Here is a 26,027-nt window from a genome sequence, read left to right as displayed (position 1 = left end):
GAGTGGGGAGTAGGGAAAGCATTTTCCTTAATTCTCCAATTATTTCATCCCCTGCCCAGTTACCTTGCCAGACTATCAGCACAGCAAGGAAACTCAAGTAGGATCGCAATTACGAATTACTGGTTAAGCGCAAGGAAAGGCGGCGCAACTGACCACGTAAACTAGCATCAATTACTTGGGAGCCGACTTTAATAATCACACCACCAATTAACTCGCTATCTATTTTAGATTGCACTTCTACCTGGCGAGCATTAGTGATGGCCAGAACTTTTTCCACTACTGCTTGCTGTTGAAGCTCACTCAGAGGAACTGCTGAGATCACTTCTGCTAATACGGTTTGATTTAGCTGCCGCAATAAAGCCAAATATTGCTGTAAAACTGCTTCTAGAAAAACGATCCGCCGTTTATCTACCAGTAACAACAAAAAATTGCGTAAGTAGGCGTTACCACTTTCACCCAGGATTGTTCTAATCAGAGCCTTTTTGTTCTCACCCGTAATAAAGGGGTTGCCAATAAAGTTCTGTAGATCCTGATTTTCTGAAAGCAGGCCTAACAAACTCCGAGCATCTTCGCCAAACTCTTCGGTCAAGTTTTTTGCTTGCGCGAGTGACAACAGAGCCTGTGAATAAGGGGCGGCTATTTCAGCTGTTGCTATGTTACTTGTCATACCTCGCCTCCCAATTGTGCGATGCTACGTTCAATTAAAATTTGTTGAGCATCGTCGGCTATGCCGCTTTTTAGTTCAGATTCGACCTTTTGCAATGCCTGAGCAACTACTCGTTGCTGTAACTGGGCGATCGCTTTATTTAGGTCTGCATTTAAGTCAGCTGCACCTGCTGCTTGCAAGCGTTCAATATCTATAGCAGCCTGCGCCAAGATAGCTTCGCTCGCAGCTTGGGCGTTTTCTTGCGCTGCTTTTTTGATTCTTTCGGCTTCTGCTTGAGCTTGCTCTAGCTTTTGCTGTGCTTCTTTGAGTCGCTGTGCAGCTTGAGAAGCACGTTGCTCTGCATTCTTAATTGCTGTTTCAATTGTATCCCGGCGGCCTTTCAGGGTTTTACCCAAAACTTTCCGCCCGAACACTAACAGCACAGTAATAATAATGGCCAGATTAATCAGGTTGGTGTCAAATATATCTGTATTTAGACTAAAACCACCATGTCCCGCTTCTTCTGCCAAGTCACCTCCGACGGCGCTGGCTTCCGCCATCAACAGTAAAAAAGTCCCCATGATTTTTCGTCCACAACTCGCTGCCAAGGCTTAACGTGACCCACGCCGCCAACAAATGTTACTTGGCGAGTGCGTCTTTACAATGTCGCTTAATGATTCCAAGCTAAATTTTCATTAGCGCCGACTTACTATATCTGCTCCTAAAAGCTTTTCTAGTATTTGGCGACTGAGTGAATCTACTTGTTGCTCTAATGAAGCAAAAGCGGCTTGTTTTTGCTGCTCAATTTCACTAGCAGCCTTTTCTTTTTCTGCCTGGGCTTGTTTCTGCACTGCTGCTATTTTCTCAGCCGCGATTTTTTGAGCTTCGGCTTGAGCATCAGCAATGATTGTTTGAGCTTGTCGTCTAGCACCTGCTAAAGATTGCTCATATTCCTCTGCCAATTTTTCGGTTTTTGACAAGCGTTCCTGAGCTTCTAATTGATTGCTACGGATATAATCATTCCGGCCATCAATCGCATTGCCCAGTGGCTTGTATAGTGTTGCGTTCAACACTAGAGCTAAAACTAGAAACTGAATTGCCATTAAGGGCAGGGTAGCATCTAGATCGAACAGCCCCCCTTCCTTGGCAACCTCTTCTACTGCTAATAAGGTAATCCAGTGTGTCATGGTTGCTATTTTCTATCTAATATATTAGTCCTGAGTCCTGAGTCGGTGAGTTATGAGTTATGAGTTAATTGTCTAACTCCTAACTCCTAACTCCTAACTTTTTGTACTCAGTACTCAGTACCGATTATGCGAAGGGGTTAGCAAACAGTAGCACTAGAGCAACTACTAGACCGTAGATGGTTAGCGCTTCCATGAATGCCAAACTTAATAGCAATGTACCGCGAATTTTGCCTTCAGCTTCTGGTTGACGAGCAATACCTTCTACAGCTTGTCCAGCAGCGTTACCTTGACCAATACCAGGTCCGATTGCAGCCAAACCAACAGCAAGAGCAGCAGCGAGAACGGAAGCAGCAGCAACTAATGGATCCATGATCTTATTTCCTTAATTTGTGAGTTGAGTGGATTTAGACGTTGTTGTGTGTCAGTTGCCATTTGTTCTTGATTATTGTTAAATAACCAATGACTCATGACTTTTGAGGGTATTTAATGCCCCTCATTCATGATGCTCTTCGCCATGATCTTCCATCGCTTCACCGATGTAAGCGGCGGCTAAAGTCGCAAAAATTAGTGCTTGGATGGCGCTGGTAAATAGTCCCAATGCCATAACTGGCAGAGGTACAAACAAGGGTACTAGCAATACAAGTACACCTACTACAAGTTCGTCTGCCAAAATGTTGCCGAATAAACGGAAGCTTAGGGAAAGAGGCTTGGTGAAGTCTTCAATAATCTTGAAGGGCAACATAAACGACACTGGTTGGACGTAGTTGCCAAAATACCCTAAACCCTTTTTGCTGAATCCAGCGTAAAAATACGCCAGCGATGTCAGCAACGCTAAGGCAACTGTTGTATTGATGTCGCTTGTAGGTGCTGTTAGTTCACCTTCTGGTAAATGTATCAGCTTGAAAGGAACCAGCGCCCCTGACCAATTTGACACAAAAATGAACAAAAACAAAGTGCCAACGAAAGGCACCCAAGGGCGATATTCTTTTTCGCCAATTTGGTTTTTAGCCAAATCCCGAATGAATTCCAGGGCGTATTCCATGAGGTTCTGCAACCCACTGGGAATTCTTTTGATGTTACTGCTTGCGGCTAAGGAAACTAGCACTAGCACAGCAATAACAAACCAGGACGTGAGAAACACCTGACCGTGTAGCTTCAAGTTGCCTATTTGCCAGTACAGATGTTTACCCACTTCCAATTCGGCAAGTGGAAGAGAGTAGAAGTTCAGAAAATTCAGCATTTTCTTTCCATATCAATCGTTTCTCCAATATTACCTGGAGAATAGGAGCTTTCTTTGCAGTGTGGATATTCCTCACGCAAGGCTTAGTTTAGCTTTTTCAGGTTGTCCGCGCTTTGGCTAGTCAGAGACAAAAGCCATCCTAATTACGTAGAAGATGAGTGTGGCTTTGTATGTGAGAAATCCCAAAAATATGGGTAATATTTGTAGTTGATTCCACCGCGATGCTAGGAAAATCAGAGCTACTAATAAGGCTAACCGGGTTTTACTCAGCGCCTGTTTTTCTCTACCTAAACGCTCAACATCTTTTGCCAACAGCCTCAAGTAAAGCACACCTGCACACGCCCCTAATAGATAATTTAGGGCAATGTTCAGCGAGTAAGCAATCCACACAGAGATAAAAACAGTCACTGTTAAGGCAAGTGTAATTATCAACAACTCCTGGTAGAGTTGATAGAACTCCTGCATGGAGGCGTTAACTGGTTCTGTGTCTTCAGAACCAGATTGAGTTTCTTGTTGTGTTGTCGGAGTGGGGTCAATTGAATCTTCTGACAAGCTCACGAGACTTGAAACCAGTACAGCTAACTTATAATGACTGCACATTCAGTCAGCTGAATCATATCACGATCAGGTAACAATACTTTAGAAAAAAACAATTAACTTCTTGCCGGGATCAGACTTAGGGTAGAAGCCCGCCCTGTAACGGAAAATCGTAGGCGAGGGGGTGAGGGAGAACGGGGATAAAAAGCCGAAATTCCAGCTGATCAAATTCCAACTTTCTTCAAATTTCGCCTTTTTATCGTTATTGCCTGTTTTATATTATTCGGCTGTGAATTTGCACATCCAGGGCAGTCAGTCCTTGCCCTCCCCCACAAGGTTTATATTAAATGATGGTATGCAAATAATGGGATGTTCAGCTGATTGGGTAATTCTATAATCAGCTTGTTGGTCTTGGTAATTTAATTAACTCAGTGACAATAAAATGATCTGCTGTTCGAGGAGTGACCTGATTTGATTCAAGTCGATTTGCACCGTTGCCAAAATCTCTGCCACGGTTAAATGTCCATCACATTTTTGTAAAAATTGCAACTCTAATTCTGACAAGTTAACAATCTGATAATTGTAATTAAATAGACATTGGCTGGGAAAACCATCAATACAAGGGTTAAGATCGGGAATGGCTGGCAATAGGTCTTTATCCTCTGACCAGTTGGATTTAATTAGGGGAAGACGACCGAGGAAAAATTCATAATGAGTAACTTCAGGATCTAGTAATTCTATCAGGCGGTAGCGCTGGCGATCGCTCAATTCTTCTGCTCTCTCAATTAACTCTGGTGCTTTCGCCAAGAGTCTTGACAACTCCCAAAAATCAGGATTAGAAAAATTAATAAACTCCAAGCCAGAAGCATCAATTAATTCAAACAGCGTTTCAATGTTGTAGTCAATTTCTTGGGGATGAACGTACATATCAGCAAAGCATTCATCCTTATGGTTTTCTAAAGACCAAAGTTCCTTATCTCGCTTGACAATGCGGTTATTTTCTGGTAGGGAAGAGAATAGTTTTCGTCCGACTTGTACCCCATCACGATAATCGCCTTTTTTGTCACCTTGGAGAAGTGCGATCGCCTTTTGCATGAGTTGAATTTCCCAGCGTCCCAATTCACCATAGACAAAAATGTGCATTAGTCCACCAGGGGCTAACTTCTTGGCTAAAGCTTGAATACCACGGATAGGGTCAGGTAAGTGATGCAACACACCCACGCAATTAATTAAATCAAACTCCCCTGGTAGCTGTTCCACATCGTACAAACTCAGGTGATGAAACTCCACCCTATCAGCACCGGAACGTTTACAGCGTTCTTTGGCTACCTCCAAAGTTCCCGCACTTAAATCAATTCCTACCACCTGGGCTTGAGGGTTGAGATGTACCAAATATTCAGTACTCACACCAGAACCACAACCAGCATCTAAAATGCGGATATCTTGCTTTGGTGGTTTGCGTCCAGTGCAGAAATTGTAAGCGGCTAACCAATTCCAGCGCCAATTGTACCCAGGAGGGGCTTCATCTAGTAGAGGTTCTGGCGGGAAGGGATAGGTATCGTAGAGTTTCGCAACAGCAGCACTAACAGTTTGGGAGTCTGACATGATGAGGAAGAACGCAGCATTTCTGAGTTTAGCGGATTGGGAGAATTATTCACCATTTGGTAAACTGATTCCTTGTTGTAGTGGCGTGACAAGCTTAAAACAGTGCAATAGATAAAACTATTGTGGGGGAGGGCAAGGACTGCCCGCCCAGAACAGGCAAGATGCCTGTTCCACAAGAGAAACATAATGCATCATTTTAGCCTTGTCAGTCCAGTAGGGTGGGTTAGCGCAGCGTAACCCACCATAAACCAATACAATTCAGTTAAGCAATTTTTTTTCACCTTCTTCTCTTCATTTCGCGTAAGTCCTGACTTTAACTCAACCGTATTGCATAAACGTAAGGACAATGGTGGGCTACGGACTAACCCACCCTACAATTTAGGCATTTTATTCCTTTGTCTAATGACCATTTGGTAAACTGATTCCTTGTTCAAGTAACAATTGCCGCAACTTAGCGTTTTCTAACTCCGCAGAGTCAGCCCGTTGTTTTTCCTGTTCTGCACGCTGTTTTTCCTGTTCTGCACGCTGTTTTTCCTGTTCTGCACGCTGTTTTTCCTGTTCTACACGCTGTTTTTCCTGTTCTACACGCTGTTTTTCCTGTTCTACAGGTGTGAGTAACCAATTATTGTCTCGATCATACCAACGCAACCACAGTCTTTTTAATCCTTGATATTCGCCATCCCATAACCCTAAACCTAACTCTGCTGACTCTAACCAAACCCCCAGCCCATTTACAGACAGAGGTTGATAGCGGTTCATCATTAAACCAAAACAGTGAAACTCATTAGTGTAACGGTTGAAGGCAAAATAATAGGGTACTCTCAAAATTCGCTCATACACAGACCATTTATTAGGCGGTTGATTAACCTCCCGTAAACTTCGCCCTAAATCTTCCGCTTCTGTCCCTGGTGATATTAGTTCAACTACTACAAAAGGATCAATTCCTTCTTGCCAAGTAACATAACTTAACCGCAATTCTGTTTGGTTATAAAAACGCGATGCTCCCAACACTGCAAACCAATCGGGTCGTTTATACCATTGGGGATGATGAGGATCATAGTATAAGTTTAAATCACTAGCTGTAAAAATCTGATCCTCCGCATAACTAGGCGGGCGAAAAGTGATGCGGAGTAATTCAGGTTGGAGAAGGTGAAATTCATCTGGCAAGCCTGGTTCCTCCGGATTTTCGCTGGGTAAGTCATACATGGTTGGCAGTGTTTCTGTAGGAGGTAAGGGCGGGTCTACTTGATACATTTGGCTCAACTCCCCATATTTTTGTTCTTGAATAATTTTAACTTTCTGTTTTCACTGCGAATAAATCTCTGAAGCTTTATTAATAATTGCTATTGATTATGAATAAATTAAATATTCGTTGAACCCCACCCCCAACCCCCTCCCCGCAAGCGAGGAGGGGGCTATGATATAGCTTCTATGATGTTGATAATTTTTGCACAACGAGACTCATGAAAGAGCGCTAATTCCATAGATTTATACGAAGGTTTATGTTAAATTATACACAAACAGGTAAATTATTCATTAAATATTGAGCATCTAATTGTGCTTAACCAGGAGTATCCAAATGCCAGTAGGACTGCCTGAATTCGTTGAAAATCCGGAAACTCGTTGCCCAGTAATTCTATTGCTAGATGTATCTGGCTCTATGTCAGGACAACCCATTCAAGAGTTAAATCGCGGGTTGGCTGCTTTCAAAAAAGATGTAGTAAAAGATTCACAAGCAGCACTGAGCGTAGAAGTGGCTATTGTCTCTTTTGGACCGGTGCGACTCACACAAGACTTTGTAACTATTGAAAATTTTACACCACCTGAATTAAAATCTGATGGTTTAACGCCAATGGGTGAAGCCATTGAATATGCTTTGGACTTATTGGAAAGTCGGAAGACAGCATACAAAGATAATGGCATTTTATATTATCGTCCTTGGGTATTTCTAATTACAGATGGAGCGCCTACAGATGACTGGAAGTATGCGGCGCAACGGGTGAAGGAAGCTGAAGCTAGTCGCAGATTATGTTTTTTTGCCGTAGGCGTACAGGGTGCTGATTTTGACACGCTCAAACAAATTGCCCCAGAGCGTCCCCCAGTCATGCTGAATGGTTTAGACTTTCGCTCACTGTTTGTTTGGCTTTCCACTTCCATGAAACGGGTTTCTAGTGGGAAAGTTGGGGAAGCTGTAGCATTACCTGCTGTGGGATGGGGACAAATTACCACTTAGATTTTTGAGGATTTATCGTGCGTTGGAAAGCAATTGCTCGTTATGACGTGGGAACGAGTCATCAAAGCCAAGAATTACCTTGTCAAGACTACGGGGATTATGGCATCTTTCAGGATGTGATTGTGGGAGTGGTGGCTGATGGTGCTGGTAGTGCTAAATATTCTGATGTGGGTTCTGAATTAGCGGTAAAAACTGTAATTGATTGGTTTGAGCGTGTTAATAAAAGTTCTGAGCAGCAAGAATTTTCTCAGTCACTTTCCCAAATAGAAACTGAGAAGGTGTTTGCTAGAATTGTGCAAGAAGTAATTGCAGAATTACGCCAATTAGCATCTGAAAAAGATTATGCTTTCAATGATTTAGCTTGTACACTCTTGGTTTTTATAGCTACTCCCCATTGGTTGGGTGCTATGCAAATTGGGGATGGATTTATAGTGGTGCGTCCCCAAGACTCAGAAGATTATCAATTGTTGTTTCAGCCAGATAAAGGTGAGTTTGCTAATGAAACCACTTTTATTACTTCCAAAGATGCACTAGCAGAAATGCAGGTAAAGGTAATTTCAGAGCCGCAAAAGTTTATTTGTGCTTCTACTGATGGACTGGAAAAATTAGCAATTCGCATCAGTGACTGGAAACCTTTTCCACCATTCTTTAAGCCTTTTGAAGAATACTTAGAAGAAACAGCTAATCCAGAAGATGAAGCGGAATATCTCGTTAATTTCCTCAAATCTGAACGGCTAAATGCTCGCACTGATGATGATAAAACTTTGCTGTTGTGTCTTTGGGAAAACAATTAATATTCCATGACGCGTCTCATTTGTGGTAGTACGGGTAAATCAATCACTCTTGTGGGTGAACCTCTGGCTGATAGTGGTGAAGGTAAGGTTTGGCGAACTAATGACAATGGTTATTTAGCCAAAATTTACCACTCGCCCACAGCTGAACGGGTGCAGAAATTAGCGGTGATGACAGCACACCCACCCACAGAGCCAAATTCCCACCTCAATCATATTTCTTTTGCTTGGCCTAAGTCATCGCTGAAAAATGCTCAGGGTGATTGTGTGGGCTTTTTGATGCCAGAAATTAAGGGTGCAAAAGAACTAGTTGATATATATAATCCCAAGCGTCGCAAGACGTTAAAACTTCAAGTTGATTGGCGTTTTCTGCACACAACAGCACAGAATATCGCCTCAATTATTGCTGCACTTCATAATTCTGGTTATGTGTTGGGTGACATCAAGCAGCAAAATATTCTGGTTAATAATCAAGCTCTACCTTCAATTATTGATACCGATTCTTTTCAGGTGCGTCATCCCCAAAATGGTAAAGTTTATCGTTGTTTGGTAGGTTCTGAGGGATATACACCACCGGAACTAATTGGTAAAGACTTTTCTAATATTGACCAAACGGAAATACATGACCGTTTTCGGTTAGCAGTAATTATCTATCAATTATTATTTGGTGGTCAAAGTCCTTTTGGGGGAAAGTGGATAGGTGCGGGGGAAACTCCAGAAATTGATGAACTTATCCGTCAGGGTTTATGGCTGTATGCAGTAAACAGTCCATTTCAACCTGTGGATAGAACAATTCCGATTGAAATTGTACATCCAGAGATTCAGCGATGTTTTCTGAGATGCTTTAATGATGGGCATAAAAATCCTCATTTACGCCCTACGGCTAGGGAATGGTTAGCGGCGTTAAAAGTTGCTAGTAATAGTCTGATGCCATGTGAAAGGATAGATGGTCACTACTATAGCCAAACTTATGGTAAATGCTATTGGTGCGATCGCTCTACAAATCTTGGTGTTGATATATTCCCTGGTACAGCAAGGACGCTTCTGATTTGTGGTAGTACGAGTCAATCAATCGCTCTCTTGGGTGAACCTCTGGCGGATAGTGGAGAAGGTAAGGTTTGGCGCACTAATCAGAATGGTTACTTAGCCAAAATTTACCACTCGCCCACAGTTGAACGGGGGGAAAAATTAGCCTTTATGATAACACATCCACCCACAGAGGTAAATTATGGTCTTAATCATATTTCTTTTGCTTGGCCTATTTCATCGCTGAAAAATGCTCAGGGTGATTGTGTAGGCTTTTTAATGCCAGAAATTAAGGATGCAAAAGAACTTCTTGATATATATAATCCCCAGCGTCGCAAGAGGTTAAAACTTCAAGTTGATTGGCGTTTTCTGCACACAACAGCACAGAATATCGCTTCTATTATTGCTGCACTTCATAATTCTGGTTATGTATTGGGTGACATCAAGCAGCAAAATATTCTGGTTAATAATCAAGCTCTACCTTCAATTATTGATACAGATTCTTTTCAGGTTCGTCATCCCCAAAATGGTAAAGTTTATCGTTGTTTGGTAGGTTCTCAGGGATATACACCACCGGAACTGATTGGTAAAGACTTTTCTAATATTGACCAAACGGAAATACATGACCGTTTTCGGTTAGCAGTAATTATCTATCAATTATTGTTTGGTGGTCAAAGTCCTTTTGGGGGAAAGTGGATAGGTGCGGGGGAAACTCCAGAAATGGATGAACTTATCTGTCTGGGTTTATGGCTGTATGCACCAAACAGTCCGTTTCAACCTGTGGAGAGAACAATTCCGATTGAAATTGTACATCCAGAGATTCAGCGATGTTTTCTGAGATGCTTTAATGATGGGCATAAAAATCCTAATTTACGCCCTACGGCTAGGGAGTGGTTAGCGGCGTTAAAAGTGGCTAGTAATAGTCTGATGCCATGTGAAAGGATAGATGGTCACTACTATAGCCAAACTTATGGTAAATGCTATTGGTGCGATCGCTCTACAAAACTTGGTGTTGATATATTCCCTGGAGTTGTGAAACCGAAACCATCTGTGGTTGTGAAATCAATATCACAGCCGCAAGTTATTAAAACAAATCAAAGTCTAAAAAATTCCACTACAGGAAAACTACTCCAAACCCTCTCAGAGCATTTTGACTCAGTTTCTTCAGTAGCATATAGCCGCGATGGTCAAACCCTTGCTAGTGGAAGTTGGGACAAGACTATCAAGATATGGGATGTGACTACAGGAAACCTACTTCAAACCCTCACAGGTCATTCCAACTCGATTAATTCCGTAGCATATAGCCACGATGGTCAAACCCTGGCTAGTGGAAGTTGGGACAAGACTATCAAGATATGGAATGTGACTACAGGAAACCTAGTTCAAACCCTCACAGGTCATTCTGAAAATATTTGGTGTGTAGCATACAGTCCCGATGGTCAAACCCTGGCTAGTGCAAGTGTTGACAGGACTATCAAACTGTGGGATGTCAGTACAGGAAAGCTGCTTCAAACCTTCCCAGGTCATTCCCACTCGATTAATTCCGTAGCATATAGCCACGATGGTCAAACCCTTGCTAGTGGAAGTAGTGACAAGACTATCAAACTGTGGGATGTCAGTACAGGAAAGCTACTCCAAACCCTCTCAGGGCATTCCGAAGCGGTTGTTTCTATAGCATTCAGCCCAGATGGTCAAACCCTTGCTAGTGGGAGTGCAGACAACACTATTAAACTGTGGGATGTAGCCACAGCAAGGCTACTGCAAACTCTGTCAGGGCATTCCTACGGGGTTAGTTCAGTAGCATTCTGCCCAGATAGTCAAACCCTTGCTAGTGGGAGTGGTGACAACACTATCAAACTGTGGAATGTCAGTACAGGAAGGCTAGTGCGAAACCTCTCAGGGCATTCCGACTGGGTTTTTTCTGTAGCATTCAGCCCGGATGGTCAAACCCTCGCTAGTGGGAGTAAAGACAGGACTATCAAGATTTGGCAAATGGGAGCATCTCCTACTACTTCATCTTCAGTCAAGCCAACTCAGCCTCAAGTTTCCCAACCAACAACTTCTACATCTCAATCCTTGTGGATAGACCTAGCTTGGAACTTGTTTTTGATCCTATTGTCGTGCCTATCTTTTGGTATCATTTTGTTCGGGATTTTGAATGATAATTTTGTTATGGTTACGCTGGGTTTGATCGGGATTGTGTTTTCTTGGCTCAAAGGTTTCCAACTAGCAATTACAACATTAAAAGAACTATTCAAGCATTGAAAATAAGAGAATTACTTGGCAATATTTTGTGAAAAAGAAGGTACAAATCCATGAATCAAAATGATTTCCTGGCAATTCTAAAAGAAAATTGTTTAATGCGAACAGAAGAACAATTTACCCAATTTGAAAATGCTTTAAATGAAATAGCTGCTCATCCAGATGATGACAATTTATCTGCATATCATCTGATTTTAAATGACCAATGTGAACAGCCAGAAGTGATGTTTAGCTTAATTCATTTTCTGGAATGTTTTGATGTAAAAAAACAAATTGCAGCATTTATTAAAGTTGTACCCCAATTAATGATAACTGCACCGGAATGGACAAGAATAATTCATAACCGGATTTTAAATGATCAAGTAGCTTGTCACGCTTATCAAGAACTATTACATTCAGCTAATTTAACAACGCCTCATTTCCTGTATCCTCTTTTGGAGGAAAGTATTGTAAACAAACTCAAAATTAAAGACGGTTCTTTAAGTATGAAATAAGAAAGCATAATATTATGTTTGCACACTTTTTTATTCTATTGAAAGTTTTAGATATAAAAAGTTGGATAAAACTTGTTATAAAAATTAAGATATAGTCCAATCTTCTAAAACTAAGTTAGGAACATTTTGAAAATCTTGTCGATTGCGGGTTACTACAATCCCATTTACAGATTTTGCAATTGATGCAATACGTAAATCCATTGTCCCTATACGTTTAAGTTTTTGAATAACTAATAATTGATAAATTTTGTAAGCACGATCATCAAAAGTTAATAATCGAATACTTTTAAAAAACTCTATTTCATCTGCCAAACCTTTATAAGCCCATACCAATTTATTGTTAGAATTGAAAGGTTGACTATTATACTTATTGATTTCTTTGAGCCATCCTTTCATTTGCTCCTGTAATGTAATTACGGTTAGAGCTATATTTTCAGGATTTTCTTGACTTATACGTTGTGTTACTATTGGGTCTTTATTTTGAAAAAGAGATAAATGATCTGTATCTAATATATATAAGTTAGCCACTATAAATTATTCTCTACATTATTTTTTGTGCTGGCTCGATGACGCTGACGAAGATGAAAGGCTTTCGTGACATAGTTAGCATCAGTCAGTCCTAATTCTTCAAGCTCATTATCAATTTCATTAATGAAATGTTGATGATATTCCTCCATTTGTAAATCAAGTTCCTTTCTGTCTTCTTCTATATAGCTAATTACTTCATCAAAAAGAGGATTATCTTTGTGCATTCCTGCAAATTTTATCCAAGGATTTTCTGATGGAGGCGCTGCAATTTCTAAAGTAACTATCTTGGCGGTTTCTAACCGAGTTTGCAAACTTTGGCTGAGTTTTTCTATAGCTTCTGTTTCTGTATTTCCTAAACCTTGACAGTCTGGTAAACCTAACAATGTAGCTTTAACTGTATTATCTGGTTGATTTTCAATCAGTACATCATAAGTTAACTTAGGTGCATTCGTGTTGGGGGCAATTTTTACAGATAATAAATTCATGATATTTTACCCGTTTCAGTTTTATGTTGATTATATCCCTAAAATTAATAAATTTCGTTCATAGAGATCCCCGACTTCTTGAAGAAGTCGGGGATCTGAGCCTCTCGCCGACTTACTTAGCTAAATATTAAATTATATTAAAAAATACTAATTTTGTTACAAAGTATGATTACAACTTTGTACGATATGATACAAAACAATAGTGAATTTTCGCCCAGAGAGAATATGTACTCATTCCGGCAAACCCATTTGGATTGCAGATTGTACATACTTCTTAATAAATCACCAGCGTCAACGCAAAACGTTTTAATCTAAAGCTAACTGGGTTAACTTACTGGCAGTTTTGCAGGTAGCACTCTTAGTCCATGCTCACACCAATGTGTCAAGCCTCAAAACAACCCAGATTTAACACATAGATAAATTAAAGGAGTTTTACAAATCTAATGAGCATTAAGGCAAGTGGTGGAAGCTCCGTTGCACGTCCGCAACTATATCAAACTCTGCCGGTGGCGACGATTTCTCAAGCCGAGCAGCAAGACCGCTTTTTGGGAAACGGTGAACTCAGCGAACTAGCAAGCTATTTTGCCTCTGGCGCAAAGCGTCTGGAAATTGCTCAGATGCTGACGGATAATTCCGAGATCATCGTTTCTCGCGCTGCTAACCGGATTTTTGTGGGTGGTTCTCCTATGGCTTTCTTAGAAAAGCCTCAAGAACGAGAACTAGCGATGGCTGGGGCGGTTGGTGCATCTGAGGCAAGTGTTGCAGAAGGAATGAAACTAGGAACTGTCACCTACGTTGAAAGTCGTGGTGGTTTCCTAGAAAATTTACGGTCAATATTTAACTCGTCTCCTAGCGGCCCCATACCTCCAGGTTTTAGACCCATCAATGTTGCCCGTTATGGTCCTAGCAACATGGCCAAGAGCTTACGGGATTTATCCTGGTTCTTGCGTTATGCGACTTATGCAATTGTGGCAGGAGACCCCAATATTATCAGTGTAAATACACGGGGTTTGCGGGAAATCATTGAAAATGCTTGTTCTACTGAAGCAACTGTGGTAGCTTTGCAGGAAATCAAAGCAGCATCACTTTCCTACTTCCGCAAAGATACTGTGGCTACAGAAATTGTGTCTCAGTACATGGATGTTTTGCTGAATGAGTTCAAAGCACCCACACCTTCTAATAAAGTTCGTCAACGTCCCTCTGGCGACCAACAAGGGCTACAACTGCCACAAATTTACTCTGTAGCAGCAGAACGTCGTCCTAAGTTTGCCATGAAGCCTGGTTTGTCAGCCAGTGAAAAAATCGAGGTTGTAAAAGCAGCCTATCGCCAACTTTTTGAGCGCGACATTACCCGTGCTTATAGCTTGTCGATTTCTGACTTGGAATCTAAGGTGAAAAATGGCGATATCTCCATGAAGGAGTTTGTTCGCCGTCTCGCTAAATCTCCCCTTTACCAAAAACAGTTTTATCAACCTTTTATTAACAGCCGAGTTATTGAACTCGCTTTCCGTCACATTTTAGGACGGGGACCAAGTAGCCGTGAAGAAGTACAAAAATACTTTGCGATTATTTCTAACGGCGGTCTACCAGCTTTGGTGGATGCTTTGGTTGATTCTGACGAATACGGCGATTACTTTGGCGAGGAAACAGTACCTTACCTGCGTGGTTTGGGTCAAGAAGCTCAAGAATGTCGTAACTGGGGACCACAGCAAGACCTGTTTAAATTCAGTGCGCCTTTCCGCAAAGTACCTCAGTTTATTACGACTTTTGCGGCTTACGATCGCCCACTCCCAGACCAACATCCTTACGGTTCTGGTAATGACCCCTTAGAAATTCAATTTGGGGCAATTTTCCCGAAAGAAACTCGCAACCCCAGCAGCAGCCCGGCTCCTTTTGGTAAGGATACCCGCCGCATCTTGATTCACCAAGGGCCTGGTATTAATAACCAATTGAGTAATCCCCAAGCACGGGGGGAATTCCCTGGTTCTTTAGGTCCCAAAGTGTTCCGATTGGATCAGGTTCCTTCGACTCTCAGCCGCAAGGGTGGTAAGGGTGTTAGCGTTAAGTTCTCAGAAAGCTCTACCCAAGCGGTAATTAGAGCGATTTACCTGCAAGTCTTTGGTCGTGACGTTTACGAAGGTCAACGCCTGAAGGTGGCAGAAATTAAGCTGGAAAACGGCGAAATTACTGTCCGCGAGTTTGTCCGCATTTTGGCGAAGTCGGATTTATTCCGCAAGATGTACTGGACATCGCTGTATGTTTGTAAGGCGATTGAGTATATTCACCGTCGCTTGTTGGGTCGTCCTACCTACGGTCGTCAAGAAAACAACAAGTACTTTGATATTGCTTCTAAGAAGGGTTTCTATGCAGTTGTAGATGCCATTCTAGATACCCCAGAGTACAGTGAGGCATTTGGTGAGGATACAGTACCTTACGAACGGTATTTGACTCCGGCTGGTGTGTCGTTGCGTCAATTGCGCGTTGGTAGTATTCGCGAAGATGTGGGGACTGGGAAGGTTGAAAAAGTTGAAACACCTCGCTTTGTGGAACTGGGTACGGTAACAGAAAACCGCACCGAACCTGATATCCAATTCCGCATTAATCAAGGCGTTACCAAGCAACGCGAACAAACCAAAGTCTTTAAGCTGGTAGCAAATACTAGCGATAAAGTAGCTGTCCATACTTTGATTAGTGCTGCTTATCGCCAGATTTTTGAGCGTGATGTTGCACCGTACATCATCAAGAATGAGTTTTCAGCTTTAGAAAGTAAGCTGGGTAACGGCGAAATTAGCGTTAAAGAATTTATTGCTGGTTTGGGTTACTCGAACTTGTACCTGAAAGAATTCTATACACCCTATCCCAACACTAAGGTGATTGAGATGGGAACTAAGCATTTCTTGGGACGTGCGCCCATAGACCAAGCGGAAATCCGTAAGTATAACCAGATTTTGGCTACTCAAGGGATTCGCGCTTTTATTAATGCGATGGTGGAAAGTGTGGAATATAGCCAAGCTTTCGGTGAAGATACGGTTCCTTATCGTCGCTTCCCCACTCTACCTGCGGCTAATTTCCCCAATACTCAAAAGCTTTACAACCAACTGACTAAGCAAAATAAAGATTTGGTTGTGCCTAGCTTTGAGACTGTGAAGCCCCGCATGAACTCAGCGAATATGCCTATTTTAGCGAAGGCGATCGCAGATTTGGCAGCCCAAGCCCGGCAAATGGATAAAACCAAGCCATTGTTTATTGAGTTGGGTCGTTCTTTCAATGATGGTCGTGGTCAATCTGTGGAAGTGGGTGTAGGTACAAGTCGCCGCAAACCTGCACGCATTCACCGCATGACTTTAGGTGCAAATCAAGCAGAGAAGCAATTAGTAATTAATGCTGCTTACTGTCAAGTGTTGGATATATTTAGCGGTCAAGTTCCCCAAGACTTCCGCCGTTCTAACTTAGACAGCAAACTGCGGAACGGGGAAATCTCTGTGCGCGAGTTTGTTCGGGAACTAGCTAGTTCCGAAATCTACCGCAAACGGTTCTATACGCCTTATCCCAACACCAAAGTGATAGAGTTCCTATTCCGTCACATATTGGGACGCGCACCAGCTACACAAGGCGAAATCCGCCAATATAACAAGTTGCTGGCTGATAGCGGTTTAAGGGCTGCTGTAGAGGCAATTGTGGATAGTCAAGAGTATGCCCGCTTCTTTGGTGAAGATGTCGTACCTTATCCTCGTTACCCATCACTACCTGCTGGTAACTACCTCGGTAGTGTCCAAGCTGCTGCTGACTTGGTGAAGCAATCTTGGTCTAGTTTATCACCTGCTGTACTGACAGGCCGACCAAGCGATCGCTAGGAGTTAACGCTTGTAGGGGCGGGTTCACAGATATCATTCAAAATGAACGAGGATCTTAATAAACCCGCCCTTACCGAGGTTTGGAAATTGGCTCTTTATTCGGTTCGGTTAAAGATGAAAGTCATTTTTTTTTAACGAACCGCCAAGTACGCCAAGAGCGCCAAGGGAAGAAAGAAGAGGAAGAAATGCTTAATTGAAGTTTTCCCCCCTGCTCCCTGCTCCCTGCTCCCCTGCCTCTTGCCCCCTGCCTCTTTTCCCTCATATCCTTGTGTAATAACGCTTTCCGGCAAAAAATGGCTGTTAAATCTAAGAATTAATATTACAAAGTATTAAGAACAGTCATAAATGCTCAACAGAATGCCGGAAAATGTTTTGCGGAAGGTAGTTTAGTTTTCTCTCTAACTCGTCATGCGATAGCTATGGCAATTATTTGATTGTTTTCTCTCAACCGACGAGAACAGAAAGCTACTGCTACACCAATTAAAGTCTCACCAGTTTCTTCAAATTCTGGTTTCATTAGTACTGGAGGAATCCATTAATGAGTATCGTCACGAAGTCCATCGTGAATGCTGATGCAGAAGCCCGCTACCTTAGCCCCGGCGAACTGGATCGGATCAAAAGCTTTGTTTCGGGTGGTGAACGTCGCCTCCGCATCGCTCAAGTTTTGACCGAAAACCGCGAGCGCATTGTTAAGCAAGCTGGTGATCAGTTGTTCCAAAAACGCCCTGATGTTGTTTCTCCTGGTGGAAACGCTTACGGCCAAGAAATGACCGCTACTTGTCTGCGTGACCTAGACTACTACCTCCGCCTTGTCACCTACGGAATCGTTTCCGGTGATGTTACCCCCATCGAAGAAATCGGTGTTGTGGGTGTGCGTGAAATGTACAGATCCCTCGGTACTCCTATTGACGCTGTGGCTGGTGGCGTTAATGCGATGAAGAATGTTGCTGCTACCTTGTTGTCTGCTGAAGACTCTGGTGAAGCTGGCGCTTACTTCGATTACCTAGTCGGTGCGATGCAGTAAGCTGAAGCTGTTTTTACTGCTGCTGAAACACAACTATTGCAATCAAGTTGGAAATAAGGAAAGAACAACATGCAAGACGCAATTACCTCTGTCATTAATGCTTCAGACGTTCAAGGTAAATACTTGGATAATGCGGCTCTAGAAAAGCTCAAAGGCTACTTCGTAACTGGTGAACTACGCGTGCGCGCTGCTACAGCTATTAGTGCTAACGCAGCTGCGATCGTTAAAGAAGCAGTAGCTAAGTCTTTGTTATACTCTGACATCACCCGTCCCGGTGGTAATATGTACACCACCCGTCGCTATGCTGCTTGCATCCGCGATTTGGACTACTACCTACGTTATTCTACCTACGCTATGCTAGCTGGCGATCCTTCGATCCTAGACGAGCGCGTATTGAATGGCTTGAAAGAAACCTACAACTCCTTGGGTGTTCCCGTAGGCGCTACTGTACAAGCTATCCAAGCTATCAAAGAAGTAACCGCTAGCTTAGTCGGTCCTGACGCTGGTAAAGAAATGGGCGTTTACTTAGACTATATCTCCTCTGGCTTGAGCTAAGAGTTAGTTTGCACTTAATACATTAGGTGCGGCTTTATTAAGGTCTGGAAATCAATTGTGAGTGTTAGAACGTTTTATTGCTTATGTTGTGAATGAGTGTTAACGGTCTAGTATTGATAGTTGATTTCCAGACTTGGAGTGACTAATTTAAATATTTTGCATAGAATATACACTCCCATTTTTCTTTGAAATAAAAAACTTTTCACAATCACCGTAGGAGATTTAAGATATGGCGCGTTTGTTTAAAGTTACTGCTTGTGTACCTAGTCAAACTCGCATTCGTACTCAAAGAGAGTTACAAAATACTTACTTTACCAAGCTAGTTCCTTACGAAAACTGGTTTCGCGAACAGCAACGCATTCAAAAAATGGGTGGCAAAATCGTGAAGGTAGAACTAGCAACCGGTAAGCAAGGTACTAATGCTGGGTTGATGTAATTAATATATAACAAACATCATTCTAGGGAGTTGTCAAGAGGTCAAGATCGGCCTCTTTTTTGTTGGCTCTATATTGGATAGGAATAATTAAACGCGGATAAACGCGGATAAACGCGGATAAATTAAAATTGTCAAGTCGAAGTTTGAATGAAGCGTCTTTTATTGATTACAGAACGGTTTGCACCAGATTTAGGAGGTTTGGCTAGTAGTGCTACGCGTCTTGTCACTACGCTTTGCCAATTGGGTCTAGAAGTTGATGTTGTTACCTGGAGTCGTTTTTTACAACCTGGGGAGGTTTTACCCCCGGAAAGTTTAGAGGCTAAGTATCGAGTCTATCGTATAGGCTTATACCGTCATTGGGATATGACCATGCCTCATACTCTGAATCTCCTGGATTGGTTGCAGCAGACTCGTGGGTATGATGCTGTATGGGGTCATTATCTTTTTCCAAGTGGTTTTTTGGCTACTTGGTTTGCTGGACTGAAAAAAATCCCGTGTACTGTTAGCGCCCGTGGTAATGATATTGACCGACAAATGTTTCCGCCGGGTGATTTTGCCCGTCTACAATGGACGCTAAAAAACGCTAATGTGATTACGGCTGTAAGTGCTGATATGTGTCGCAAAATTCAGTTGCTGAGTGGGCGCGATGATGTGTTGGTGCTGAAAAATGCGGTGGATACGGATATATTTTGTTTGTCAAAATCAAGTAAAATTACGCGGGAGCAGTTAGGAATTGCGCCTGATGAGGTAGTTTTGGGTTTTTGTGGGGAGTTGCGGGAAAAGAAGGGACAGCAATTTCTGTTAAATGCTTTGACAACGGTTCGCAGTCAGCGTCCGGCTTGTTTGTTAATTATCGGTGAGGTACGGGCTTCTCAGGATGCTGTACTACAAGTTTATAAAACTCAGCAGCCAGAAAATGCCCAGCGAATTATCGTTACGGGACATTTATCTAATTCTGGTTTGGTGGCGCAATATCTCCGGTTGTGTGATGTTTATCTCCAGCCTTCGCTGTGGGAGGGAATGCCAAATGCGCTACTGGAGGCTATGGCTTGTGGTTGTTGTTGTATTGCTAGTGATGCGGGTGGAATTCCAGAGGTGATTTTACATGGTGAGAATGGTTTTATACTACCGCGTTCGCAGTTGCATAAATTAGGTGAGGCGGTGTTGGAATGTTTGACTATGCCGGTAGAAGAAAAAAATGGCATTGTTCGAGCAGCAGGCGATCGCATCCTCAATGAATATTCTATCGCTCAAGAGCAACAACAACTTCAAATCTTACTTAGCCGTTTGATGCCCAATTGAGCATAAGCCGCCGTTAAAGCTTTACCAGCTAGTTTCCAGGTGTAATACTTTTCAATGCGCTGGCGGGCATTTTCGGCGAGTTTGGTGGCTAATTCTCTATGTTCATGTAACTGCAAAACGGCATCTTTAATGGCTTTGGCTGAACCTGGTTTGACTAATAAAAAATGTACTGTGTCTTCTCCTAGTTCGCGGACTACAGGTAAATCACTCGCAATTACAGGGACTCCCGTGGCCATACCTTCTAAAATCTTTAGGGGACAACAACCTTGAAGTAAGTTGCGATCGCTGGGCATTAATGGTGCCACAATCATATCTGAAGCATGGATATATTCAACTAACTGTATTTGTGATGTGGGTTCTAAAATAGTTAGTTTATCGGCTATTCCTAACTTTAACGCCAACTGCTGCAATTTTTTGATTTGATCATCTTTGGCTTGTCCAATGACTGTTAAATAAGCAGGAACATCTTTATTTATGAGTTCTAAAGCTTCAATTGCCAAATTGACACCTTGCCAAGGTGAAAGTGTACCAAAGTATATAATTTGTAAACAGATATCCATCCCACAATTATGATTATAGGTAAACACATCTAAATCTACCCCATTGGGAATCACTCGAATTTTATTGGCTGGGACATCCCGACTTTGCAAATATGCAGCCGTCACATGGCTGGGTGTGATGATTAAATCTGCTGCTGTTAAACAAATTTGTTCCTGGGAGTTTAATTTGTGCAGTAGTTCTCTATCCTCTACTACTCCAGGATAACGGTATTTTAATTCTATGGAAGGTAAACCATTAACTTCAAAAATTAATTGATCGCAATATTGCTTTTTATTAAGTGCTATGACAAACCCTTCATAAATTGAACGAATATGAATTGCTGCAAAGTGGCGATTTTGCAACCATCCCCGCAGCAAATTTTGAAAATACAAAACTCTAGAAATCAAATTACGACCTACAGCAGGTAACATGATCTGCATGACTTGTGGGAAGAGTTCATGGTTCTCTATGTGTTCTGTGGTAGGAGAAACTGTAACTAATTGAATATGGCCAAAAGCTGCTGCTAAGGACTGAGAAAAAGCTGCAATATGAATGGCTGCGCCTTTTGGTGCGGGGACAATATCAAAGGATATATAGGCTATCTGCGGTTGATTCATGAATTTTATATACCTCATTGACACTTGTTTTTTTACTTTGCTATACTGAGAAATTATATTGGTAATCGCATATGGTTTGCGTTGGAAAATAATTGAAATCAAGTTAGTAAAATTAATTCATGGAGCGCAGATTCAAATGCCTATTGAATTACGGCAACTACGCCAGAAATTAATCTATGAAGACACAGCAGGTTTTGACAGTATTACAACTGATTTAGATGATATAGCTGCACTTTCTCAACTAGCGGAAATTAAACAAAAGAAATTTGGCAATCAAGCAAAGTATTATTTTGTATGTGCAGCAGTTTTAGGTTTAGTCACCTTTAGTATATCTAGTGTGACTATAGCATCTGGGTTCCTAAATATAGCAGTTTTTTTGTTATATGTAGGTTTAGTTAGTTTAATCATAGCCGGGATTTATGCATTGTTCAGGATGTTTAAATTCCAAAGATTAAATTTAATTAATTATCGCCATAATCTCATACGTCAAGTTATGCAAATGCTGGGTAGAGATTTAGAAGATACACATTCAATTTATCTAAAATTATCTTTTCAAAAAGGTGAGAAGAAAGAGTATAAAACAAATACTTTAGCACATCCTTACAAGAGTGGATGGAAGATTGATATCTTTGAAAATCAATGGTTAAACATTAAAGGACGGTTTTTAGATAAAACTCGCTTTGTGTTAACTATTACTGAGCTATCTAAAAGACAATATGGTTGGAAACGTAGCAGTAGTGGCAAAAATAAGTATAAATCAAAAGTTAAATCAGGAGGATTAGAGGTGAACTTATATTTAACCTATTCTCAACGCCGCTATGGGGCTGTGAAATTATTGCAAAATGATGTTAGAGATGCGATAAAAATTCCTCTATTCTCTAAGCTGAGAGGGTTAAAAGTTACAGATAGAAATATGAATTTGACTGTGAGAATTTCACCACGGGTTGCACAAAGTCAAGAAGAAATATATCAAACAATTGTAGCAATGTTTTTAAGTCTTTATCAAGTTCTTAACTTAGCAAAGATGCTTTCTAAAGAAATAGTATGAAGCAGAAAATTGGTAAAGTCTTAGCTTGGGGATTTGTAATTACTGCAATTTTAAGCTGTAGTAACAACCAAACAAAAAATGATATTTCTCAACAGAATATTCCCCCAACAGCAGTTACAACAACTAATGTTGATAATCAAACTGAAAAAATTAAGTTTAAAACAGAGTTTGGCGCAGAATTATTTTCTCTCAAACAGCAAGATAATGGGGTTAAGTTAGTTGATGCAAATAACCAAGAATTAGCCAGAATTAGAGAAAATACTCCAGGTAAATTCAAAATAAAGAATGTTTCAGAGGAAGTTTTGGGTTACGTAGTCAGGGAAAAAAGCCTGTGGAAGCTAGAAAATCCAGACGAAAGTCAAGGGTTATATATTCTGAAACGACAGAATGATAGTCACTACACTTTAGAGGATGCTGCTAATAAAGCAATTTATCAAATTCAGGGGCAAAATAATAGTTGGGATATTAAGACACCAGAGAATAGTTTAGTTTACCAGGTGAGGATTAAAGATGGTAAAACTTCTTTGATAAATTCATCTGGAAATACCGTTTTTTCTACAAGATCAGAAATTTCACCCATTGCATTTGCTTGTTTTGGTTTGGATGTTCTCACCCGTGAACAACAGGCGGGTTTAGCTTATGCGGTAAATTTAACAGGAGGGTAGTAAAAGTTGCAGATTCAACTTTTTTGGATAGATCCTAATACAGAAGAACGCCGAGAACCATTATTAAACACTCCCGTGGCTATTGGCAGCAACTTTCAAGAAATGCCACAAGAAATTAATGGTGAACCAGTTTCTAGAGTGGTGATTCTAGATGATTTAATTGCAGATTATCACATTTTAATTACCTGGGAAAGTCAAAAGTTAATTGTAATTGCCCAAAATACACAGAGGGGAGTGAAAATTAATGGCTTGCAGAGGAATAATGGTAGGCTGAAAAATGGCGATCGCCTGCAAATTGGGATCTGTGAAATTATGGTAAGCTTGGTAGGAACAAATGTATGCGATCGCATGGTAGGCTTCTTGTTTAAACGACGCTGCGATCGCACTGATAAAACAGACTGTCCCCACTGTGATCAGTCTTATGAAGAAGACTATGCTTTTTATGCCAATTATGGTAATTATGACTCTGGAGGTTGGGGTAATAATTATTATGATGACCGCAATTCTTATTTCTCTGAACCGTACACTGCTAATGTCAATTTTACAGAGGCTGATTCTGTGAGTTTGGAAGGTGAAAGTGATGCTAGTTTTGAGTATGATATGGGCGCAAGTTGAAGCAATGATTTAAGAATAATTGTCCACAGATAAACACAGATAAACACAGATGAATATGGATTTGATTTAGGCTTTTTGAAATTATTTATTTTTGACTTTTGAAGAAAACTTGGTTAATTTACGCCCTCGGTGGCGGTTGGGGACATTTAACTCGTGCTTTGTCTTTGGGTAGAATTGCTGCACAATTTAGAACAGTCAAGATTATTACTAATAGTCCTTATGCACAGCACGTCAGTCATGAGGGCTGTTTATTACATTGGATTCCTGATAATGCTGGTTTTTCGGCAACTTGTATAAAAGTACGAGAAATTTTACTCAATACTCATTATGATTGCTTAATTGTTGATACTTTTCCTCGCGGTTTGGGTGGTGAGTTGGCAGATATCCTACCTCAGTTACACTCTATACCTCGAATTTTAATTCATCGCGATATTAACCCTAATTATATTACTGCCAAGAATTTACGGTCTTTTGTAGTCAAAAATTTTGATACGGTGATTGTACCGGGAGAAGGTAACGATTTAGGTTTGTGTGATTTGCCTGGGGTGCATTATACCACACCTTGGTTGATTCGCAATGCTGAAGAATTACCAGAAAGAAATACGACGCGATCGCATATCCTGAGAGTGGATAAATCTGTGAAAATTATCCTAGTATGTGCAGCTGGTCAAGCATCAGAATTAGATATTTTTAGTCAAATCACCCTGCGACTACATCAAGATTTTCCCGAATGTGCTGTGAGAATTTTAGCCCCTCATTGTCCTGTGAATTGTCCAGAAGCCTTGTGGGTATCTCACCATCCCGGTATTGAATGTTTAGCTGCTGCTGATGTCGTTATCGGTGGGGGGGGATATAACACAGTTTATGAATGCGCCTCGGTCGGTGTACCTTTAGTAGCATTAGCATTTGCGCGACTGTACGACCGTCAAGAAAAAAGAGCTAGTAAAAGTTATTATGTCCCAGATATTGAACAAGCAATCGCCACTGTGAGAATATTGCTAGACCAAGTAAAAACAGCACAAAAGCAGTCTGCATCAGCTTACATTAACGGTGCTGTACAAGCAATGTATCAGATTATGAGTTATAAGTTGTGAGTTATGAGTTTTACCTAACTTTGAATTTATTACTGTAGCTAATCGTGAATCTACGTCGCCTGATTCCATTTTTTGATGATTCCGTCTCCACCTGGGCGTTAGAGGCGCGGTTACTGCGCTGGCTAACATTGATGTGGCTATTTGTCGGATTAATTATGCTGTTTTCAGCATCCTATCCCGTGGCTGAATCGAGTTATGGAGATGGACTTTACTACATTAAGCGCCAACTCGTTTGGGTCTTCGTTGCCTTGATTGGCTTCAATATAATTGTAAATCTTCCCTTACGGAAAATATTGGGCAATACTCATTGGTTTATAGCAGTGTGTTTGCTGTTAATCTTCGGTACACTCATCCCAGGACTAGGTAAAGAAGCTTTGGGCGCAGCACGTTGGATAGCCGTTGGAACAATCACCCTGCAACCTTCAGAATTAATTAAACCCTTTTTGGTGCTGCAAAGTGCGCGACTGTTTGGACAATGGGAACGGTTGAATTGGTCAGTTCGCTTAACTTGGTTAGGTATTTTTGGTTTAGTCCTTTTAGGAATTCTCGCACAGCCGAACTTAAGTACAGCCGCACTCTGCGGGATGACTATTTGGTTAATTGCTTTAGCAGCTGGATTACCTTACAAATATTTGGGAGGAACAGCATTTGGTGGGGTAATGTTAGCCCTCATGAGTATTAGCCTTAAAGAATATCAGCGCAGGCGTGTAATGTCATTTCTCGATCCTTGGGCTGATCCTAGAGGTGATGGTTACCAACTGGTACAAAGTTTACTCGCAGTAGGTTCTGGTCAAACTTGGGGCGCTGGGTTTGGGCTTTCTCAACAAAAACTATTTTATTTACCAATTCAGGACACCGATTTTATTTTTTCTATCTTCGCGGAAGAGTTTGGCTTTGTTGGCAGCATTGTACTGTTGATACTGTTAGCTATATTTGCTACTCTCGGATTAATCGTGGCATTAAAGGCCAAAAACTTAGTCAATCGACTCGTAGCCATTGGGATCACAACTGTGATTATAGGACAATCATTGCTACATATTGCCGTTGCCACAGGTGCATTACCTACTACAGGCTTACCCCTACCCATGTTTAGTTATGGTGGAAATTCCATGCTTTCCAGCCTAGCGAGTATGGCTTTGCTAATTCGGGTAGCCCGCGAAAGTAGTGAAGCCGAGGTAGTACCATTGCGAAAACCCCAGTCTGAGAAATTGCGTCAGCGCCGGATATTGCAAAAAAAGTAAAA

General features: G+C 41.4%; 25 protein-coding genes. 14 read left to right on the top strand and 11 right to left on the bottom strand.

Features of this window, described 5'->3' with window-relative positions; genetic code table 11:
• Positions 1–109: 109 nt before the first annotated feature.
• The 8 genes from atpH to NSP_RS10690 form a co-directional block, all read right to left on the bottom strand.
• Positions 110–667 carry an ATP synthase F1 subunit delta gene (gene atpH / locus NSP_RS10725; protein ID WP_006196215.1) on the bottom strand — a complete coding sequence of 186 codons (558 nt, stop codon included), beginning with the start codon at positions 665–667 and terminating at the stop codon, positions 110–112.
• Positions 664–1,227 carry a F0F1 ATP synthase subunit B gene (locus NSP_RS10720; RefSeq protein WP_006196220.1) on the bottom strand — a complete coding sequence of 188 codons (564 nt, stop codon included), beginning with the start codon at positions 1,225–1,227 and terminating at the stop codon, positions 664–666. The genes atpH and NSP_RS10720 overlap by 4 nt, the downstream gene beginning before the upstream one ends.
• Before the next feature lie 114 nt (positions 1,228–1,341).
• A complete protein-coding gene (locus tag NSP_RS10715) occupies positions 1,342–1,833 on the bottom strand; it encodes a F0F1 ATP synthase subunit B' (RefSeq protein ID WP_006196221.1) in 492 nt (163 codons plus the stop codon).
• A gap of 124 nt (positions 1,834–1,957) precedes the next feature.
• Positions 1,958–2,203 (bottom strand): ATP synthase F0 subunit C, encoded by a 246-nt coding sequence (gene atpE, locus NSP_RS10710; RefSeq protein WP_006196223.1) that lies wholly within the window; start codon positions 2,201–2,203, stop codon positions 1,958–1,960.
• A gap of 123 nt (positions 2,204–2,326) precedes the next feature.
• Positions 2,327–3,073 carry a F0F1 ATP synthase subunit A gene (gene atpB / locus NSP_RS10705; protein ID WP_006196225.1) on the bottom strand — a complete coding sequence of 249 codons (747 nt, stop codon included), beginning with the start codon at positions 3,071–3,073 and terminating at the stop codon, positions 2,327–2,329.
• Between the two features lie 117 nt (positions 3,074–3,190).
• On the bottom strand, positions 3,191–3,631 hold the full coding sequence (locus NSP_RS10700) for an ATP synthase subunit I (protein WP_042202124.1): 441 nt from the start codon (positions 3,629–3,631) through the stop codon (positions 3,191–3,193).
• Between the two features lie 402 nt (positions 3,632–4,033).
• Positions 4,034–5,215, bottom strand: coding sequence for a class I SAM-dependent methyltransferase (locus NSP_RS10695; protein ID WP_006196228.1), 1,182 nt, complete (start codon positions 5,213–5,215; stop codon positions 4,034–4,036).
• A gap of 399 nt (positions 5,216–5,614) precedes the next feature.
• Complete coding sequence (locus tag NSP_RS10690; protein ID WP_006196230.1) at positions 5,615–6,469, bottom strand: Uma2 family endonuclease; 855 nt, start codon at positions 6,467–6,469, stop codon at positions 5,615–5,617.
• A gap of 325 nt (positions 6,470–6,794) precedes the next feature.
• Between NSP_RS10690 and NSP_RS10685 the strand changes: the two genes are divergently transcribed.
• From NSP_RS10685 to NSP_RS10670, 4 genes are read left to right on the top strand one after another with little or no spacing between them, the layout of a single operon-like run.
• Positions 6,795–7,448: a vWA domain-containing protein gene (locus tag NSP_RS10685; protein WP_006196231.1), complete on the top strand. Its 654-nt coding sequence runs from the start codon at positions 6,795–6,797 to the stop codon at positions 7,446–7,448.
• Between the two features lie 17 nt (positions 7,449–7,465).
• Positions 7,466–8,242 (top strand): PP2C family serine/threonine-protein phosphatase, encoded by a 777-nt coding sequence (locus NSP_RS10680; RefSeq protein WP_006196233.1) that lies wholly within the window; start codon positions 7,466–7,468, stop codon positions 8,240–8,242.
• A 6-nt stretch (positions 8,243–8,248) separates the two neighbouring features.
• Positions 8,249–11,530 carry a WD40 domain-containing protein gene (locus NSP_RS10675; RefSeq protein ID WP_006196234.1) on the top strand — a complete coding sequence of 1,094 codons (3,282 nt, stop codon included), beginning with the start codon at positions 8,249–8,251 and terminating at the stop codon, positions 11,528–11,530.
• Positions 11,531–11,580: 50 nt separating this feature from the next.
• Entirely contained in the window at positions 11,581–12,021 is a 441-nt protein-coding gene (locus tag NSP_RS10670) for an Imm30 family immunity protein (RefSeq protein ID WP_006196236.1), read from the top strand.
• Between the two features lie 84 nt (positions 12,022–12,105).
• Here the strand turns inward: NSP_RS10670 and NSP_RS10665 are convergent, their stop codons facing one another.
• Positions 12,106–12,549, bottom strand: a complete 444-nt coding sequence (locus tag NSP_RS10665; RefSeq protein ID WP_006196238.1) for a type II toxin-antitoxin system VapC family toxin — start codon at positions 12,547–12,549, stop codon at positions 12,106–12,108.
• A complete protein-coding gene (locus NSP_RS10660; RefSeq protein WP_006196239.1) occupies positions 12,549–13,034 on the bottom strand; it encodes a hypothetical protein in 486 nt (161 codons plus the stop codon). The genes NSP_RS10665 and NSP_RS10660 overlap by 1 nt, the downstream gene beginning before the upstream one ends.
• 443 nt (positions 13,035–13,477) lie before the next feature.
• Here NSP_RS10660 and NSP_RS10655 point away from each other — a divergent pair, with 443 nt between their 5' ends.
• The 5 genes from NSP_RS10655 to NSP_RS10635 all read left to right on the top strand — a co-directional run bounded on the left by NSP_RS10655 (position 13,478) and on the right by NSP_RS10635 (position 20,205).
• Positions 13,478–16,888 carry a phycobilisome rod-core linker polypeptide gene (locus tag NSP_RS10655; protein ID WP_006196241.1) on the top strand — a complete coding sequence of 1,137 codons (3,411 nt, stop codon included), beginning with the start codon at positions 13,478–13,480 and terminating at the stop codon, positions 16,886–16,888.
• A gap of 538 nt (positions 16,889–17,426) precedes the next feature.
• Positions 17,427–17,912 (top strand): allophycocyanin subunit alpha, encoded by a 486-nt coding sequence (apcA, locus tag NSP_RS10650; protein WP_006196243.1) that lies wholly within the window; start codon positions 17,427–17,429, stop codon positions 17,910–17,912.
• A 69-nt stretch (positions 17,913–17,981) separates the two neighbouring features.
• Positions 17,982–18,467: an allophycocyanin subunit beta gene (gene apcB / locus NSP_RS10645; RefSeq protein ID WP_006196244.1), complete on the top strand. Its 486-nt coding sequence runs from the start codon at positions 17,982–17,984 to the stop codon at positions 18,465–18,467.
• A 229-nt stretch (positions 18,468–18,696) separates the two neighbouring features.
• Positions 18,697–18,903 carry a phycobilisome linker polypeptide gene (locus NSP_RS10640; RefSeq protein WP_006196245.1) on the top strand — a complete coding sequence of 69 codons (207 nt, stop codon included), beginning with the start codon at positions 18,697–18,699 and terminating at the stop codon, positions 18,901–18,903.
• Positions 18,904–19,050: 147 nt separating this feature from the next.
• On the top strand, positions 19,051–20,205 hold the full coding sequence (locus NSP_RS10635; RefSeq protein ID WP_006196247.1) for a glycosyltransferase family 4 protein: 1,155 nt from the start codon (positions 19,051–19,053) through the stop codon (positions 20,203–20,205).
• Here the strand turns inward: NSP_RS10635 and NSP_RS10630 are convergent.
• Positions 20,172–21,362, bottom strand: coding sequence for a glycosyltransferase family 4 protein (locus tag NSP_RS10630; RefSeq protein WP_006196248.1), 1,191 nt, complete (start codon positions 21,360–21,362; stop codon positions 20,172–20,174). The genes NSP_RS10635 and NSP_RS10630 overlap by 34 nt on opposite strands.
• Before the next feature lie 58 nt (positions 21,363–21,420).
• On the opposite strand from NSP_RS10630, the gene NSP_RS10625 reads away from it, so the two are divergent.
• The 5 genes from NSP_RS10625 to NSP_RS10605 all read left to right on the top strand — a co-directional run bounded on the left by NSP_RS10625 (position 21,421) and on the right by NSP_RS10605 (position 26,025).
• The gene (locus NSP_RS10625; protein ID WP_006196249.1) at positions 21,421–22,410 is read left to right on the top strand and encodes a hypothetical protein; all 990 of its coding nucleotides are present in this window, start codon (positions 21,421–21,423) and stop codon (positions 22,408–22,410) included.
• Positions 22,407–23,075 (top strand): hypothetical protein, encoded by a 669-nt coding sequence (locus NSP_RS10620; protein ID WP_006196251.1) that lies wholly within the window; start codon positions 22,407–22,409, stop codon positions 23,073–23,075. Before NSP_RS10625 ends, NSP_RS10620 begins: the two co-directional genes overlap by 4 nt.
• 6 nt (positions 23,076–23,081) lie before the next feature.
• A complete protein-coding gene (locus NSP_RS10615; protein WP_006196253.1) occupies positions 23,082–23,690 on the top strand; it encodes an FHA domain-containing protein in 609 nt (202 codons plus the stop codon).
• Between the two features lie 98 nt (positions 23,691–23,788).
• A complete protein-coding gene (locus NSP_RS10610) occupies positions 23,789–24,784 on the top strand; it encodes a hypothetical protein (RefSeq protein ID WP_017804062.1) in 996 nt (331 codons plus the stop codon).
• A 44-nt stretch (positions 24,785–24,828) separates the two neighbouring features.
• Complete coding sequence (locus NSP_RS10605) at positions 24,829–26,025, top strand: FtsW/RodA/SpoVE family cell cycle protein (RefSeq protein WP_017804061.1); 1,197 nt, start codon at positions 24,829–24,831, stop codon at positions 26,023–26,025.
• Positions 26,026–26,027: the final 2 nt, after the last annotated feature.

Source organism: Nodularia spumigena CCY9414 (assembly GCF_000340565.2).
Classification (GTDB): domain Bacteria; phylum Cyanobacteriota; class Cyanobacteriia; order Cyanobacteriales; family Nostocaceae; genus Nodularia; species Nodularia spumigena.
The sequence above is the reverse complement of the archived record's forward strand: the minus strand, read 5'-3'. Positions and strand labels throughout refer to the sequence as shown.

Excerpts from the sequence above, each read along its gene's own strand:
- NSP_RS10675 (WP_006196234.1), top strand. The coding sequence starts at position 8,249 with ATGACGCGTCTCATTTGTGGTAGTACGGGTAAATCAATCACTCTTGTG.
- NSP_RS10695 (WP_006196228.1), bottom strand. The coding sequence starts at position 5,215 with ATGTCAGACTCCCAAACTGTTAGTGCTGCTGTTGCGAAACTCTACGAT.
- NSP_RS10670 (WP_006196236.1), top strand. The coding sequence starts at position 11,581 with ATGAATCAAAATGATTTCCTGGCAATTCTAAAAGAAAATTGTTTAATG.
- NSP_RS10715 (WP_006196221.1), bottom strand. The coding sequence starts at position 1,833 with ATGACACACTGGATTACCTTATTAGCAGTAGAAGAGGTTGCCAAGGAA.
- NSP_RS10660 (WP_006196239.1), bottom strand. The coding sequence starts at position 13,034 with ATGAATTTATTATCTGTAAAAATTGCCCCCAACACGAATGCACCTAAG.
- NSP_RS10685 (WP_006196231.1), top strand. The coding sequence starts at position 6,795 with ATGCCAGTAGGACTGCCTGAATTCGTTGAAAATCCGGAAACTCGTTGC.
- NSP_RS10620 (WP_006196251.1), top strand. The coding sequence starts at position 22,407 with ATGAAGCAGAAAATTGGTAAAGTCTTAGCTTGGGGATTTGTAATTACT.
- NSP_RS10655 (WP_006196241.1), top strand. The coding sequence starts at position 13,478 with ATGAGCATTAAGGCAAGTGGTGGAAGCTCCGTTGCACGTCCGCAACTA.
- NSP_RS10630 (WP_006196248.1), bottom strand. The coding sequence starts at position 21,362 with ATGAATCAACCGCAGATAGCCTATATATCCTTTGATATTGTCCCCGCA.
- NSP_RS10640 (WP_006196245.1), top strand. The coding sequence starts at position 18,697 with ATGGCGCGTTTGTTTAAAGTTACTGCTTGTGTACCTAGTCAAACTCGC.
- NSP_RS10690 (WP_006196230.1), bottom strand. The coding sequence starts at position 6,469 with ATGTATCAAGTAGACCCGCCCTTACCTCCTACAGAAACACTGCCAACC.
- atpH (WP_006196215.1), bottom strand. The coding sequence starts at position 667 with ATGACAAGTAACATAGCAACAGCTGAAATAGCCGCCCCTTATTCACAG.
- apcA (WP_006196243.1), top strand. The coding sequence starts at position 17,427 with ATGAGTATCGTCACGAAGTCCATCGTGAATGCTGATGCAGAAGCCCGC.
- NSP_RS10720 (WP_006196220.1), bottom strand. The coding sequence starts at position 1,227 with ATGGGGACTTTTTTACTGTTGATGGCGGAAGCCAGCGCCGTCGGAGGT.
- atpE (WP_006196223.1), bottom strand. The coding sequence starts at position 2,203 with ATGGATCCATTAGTTGCTGCTGCTTCCGTTCTCGCTGCTGCTCTTGCT.
- atpB (WP_006196225.1), bottom strand. The coding sequence starts at position 3,073 with ATGCTGAATTTTCTGAACTTCTACTCTCTTCCACTTGCCGAATTGGAA.
- apcB (WP_006196244.1), top strand. The coding sequence starts at position 17,982 with ATGCAAGACGCAATTACCTCTGTCATTAATGCTTCAGACGTTCAAGGT.
- NSP_RS10635 (WP_006196247.1), top strand. The coding sequence starts at position 19,051 with ATGAAGCGTCTTTTATTGATTACAGAACGGTTTGCACCAGATTTAGGA.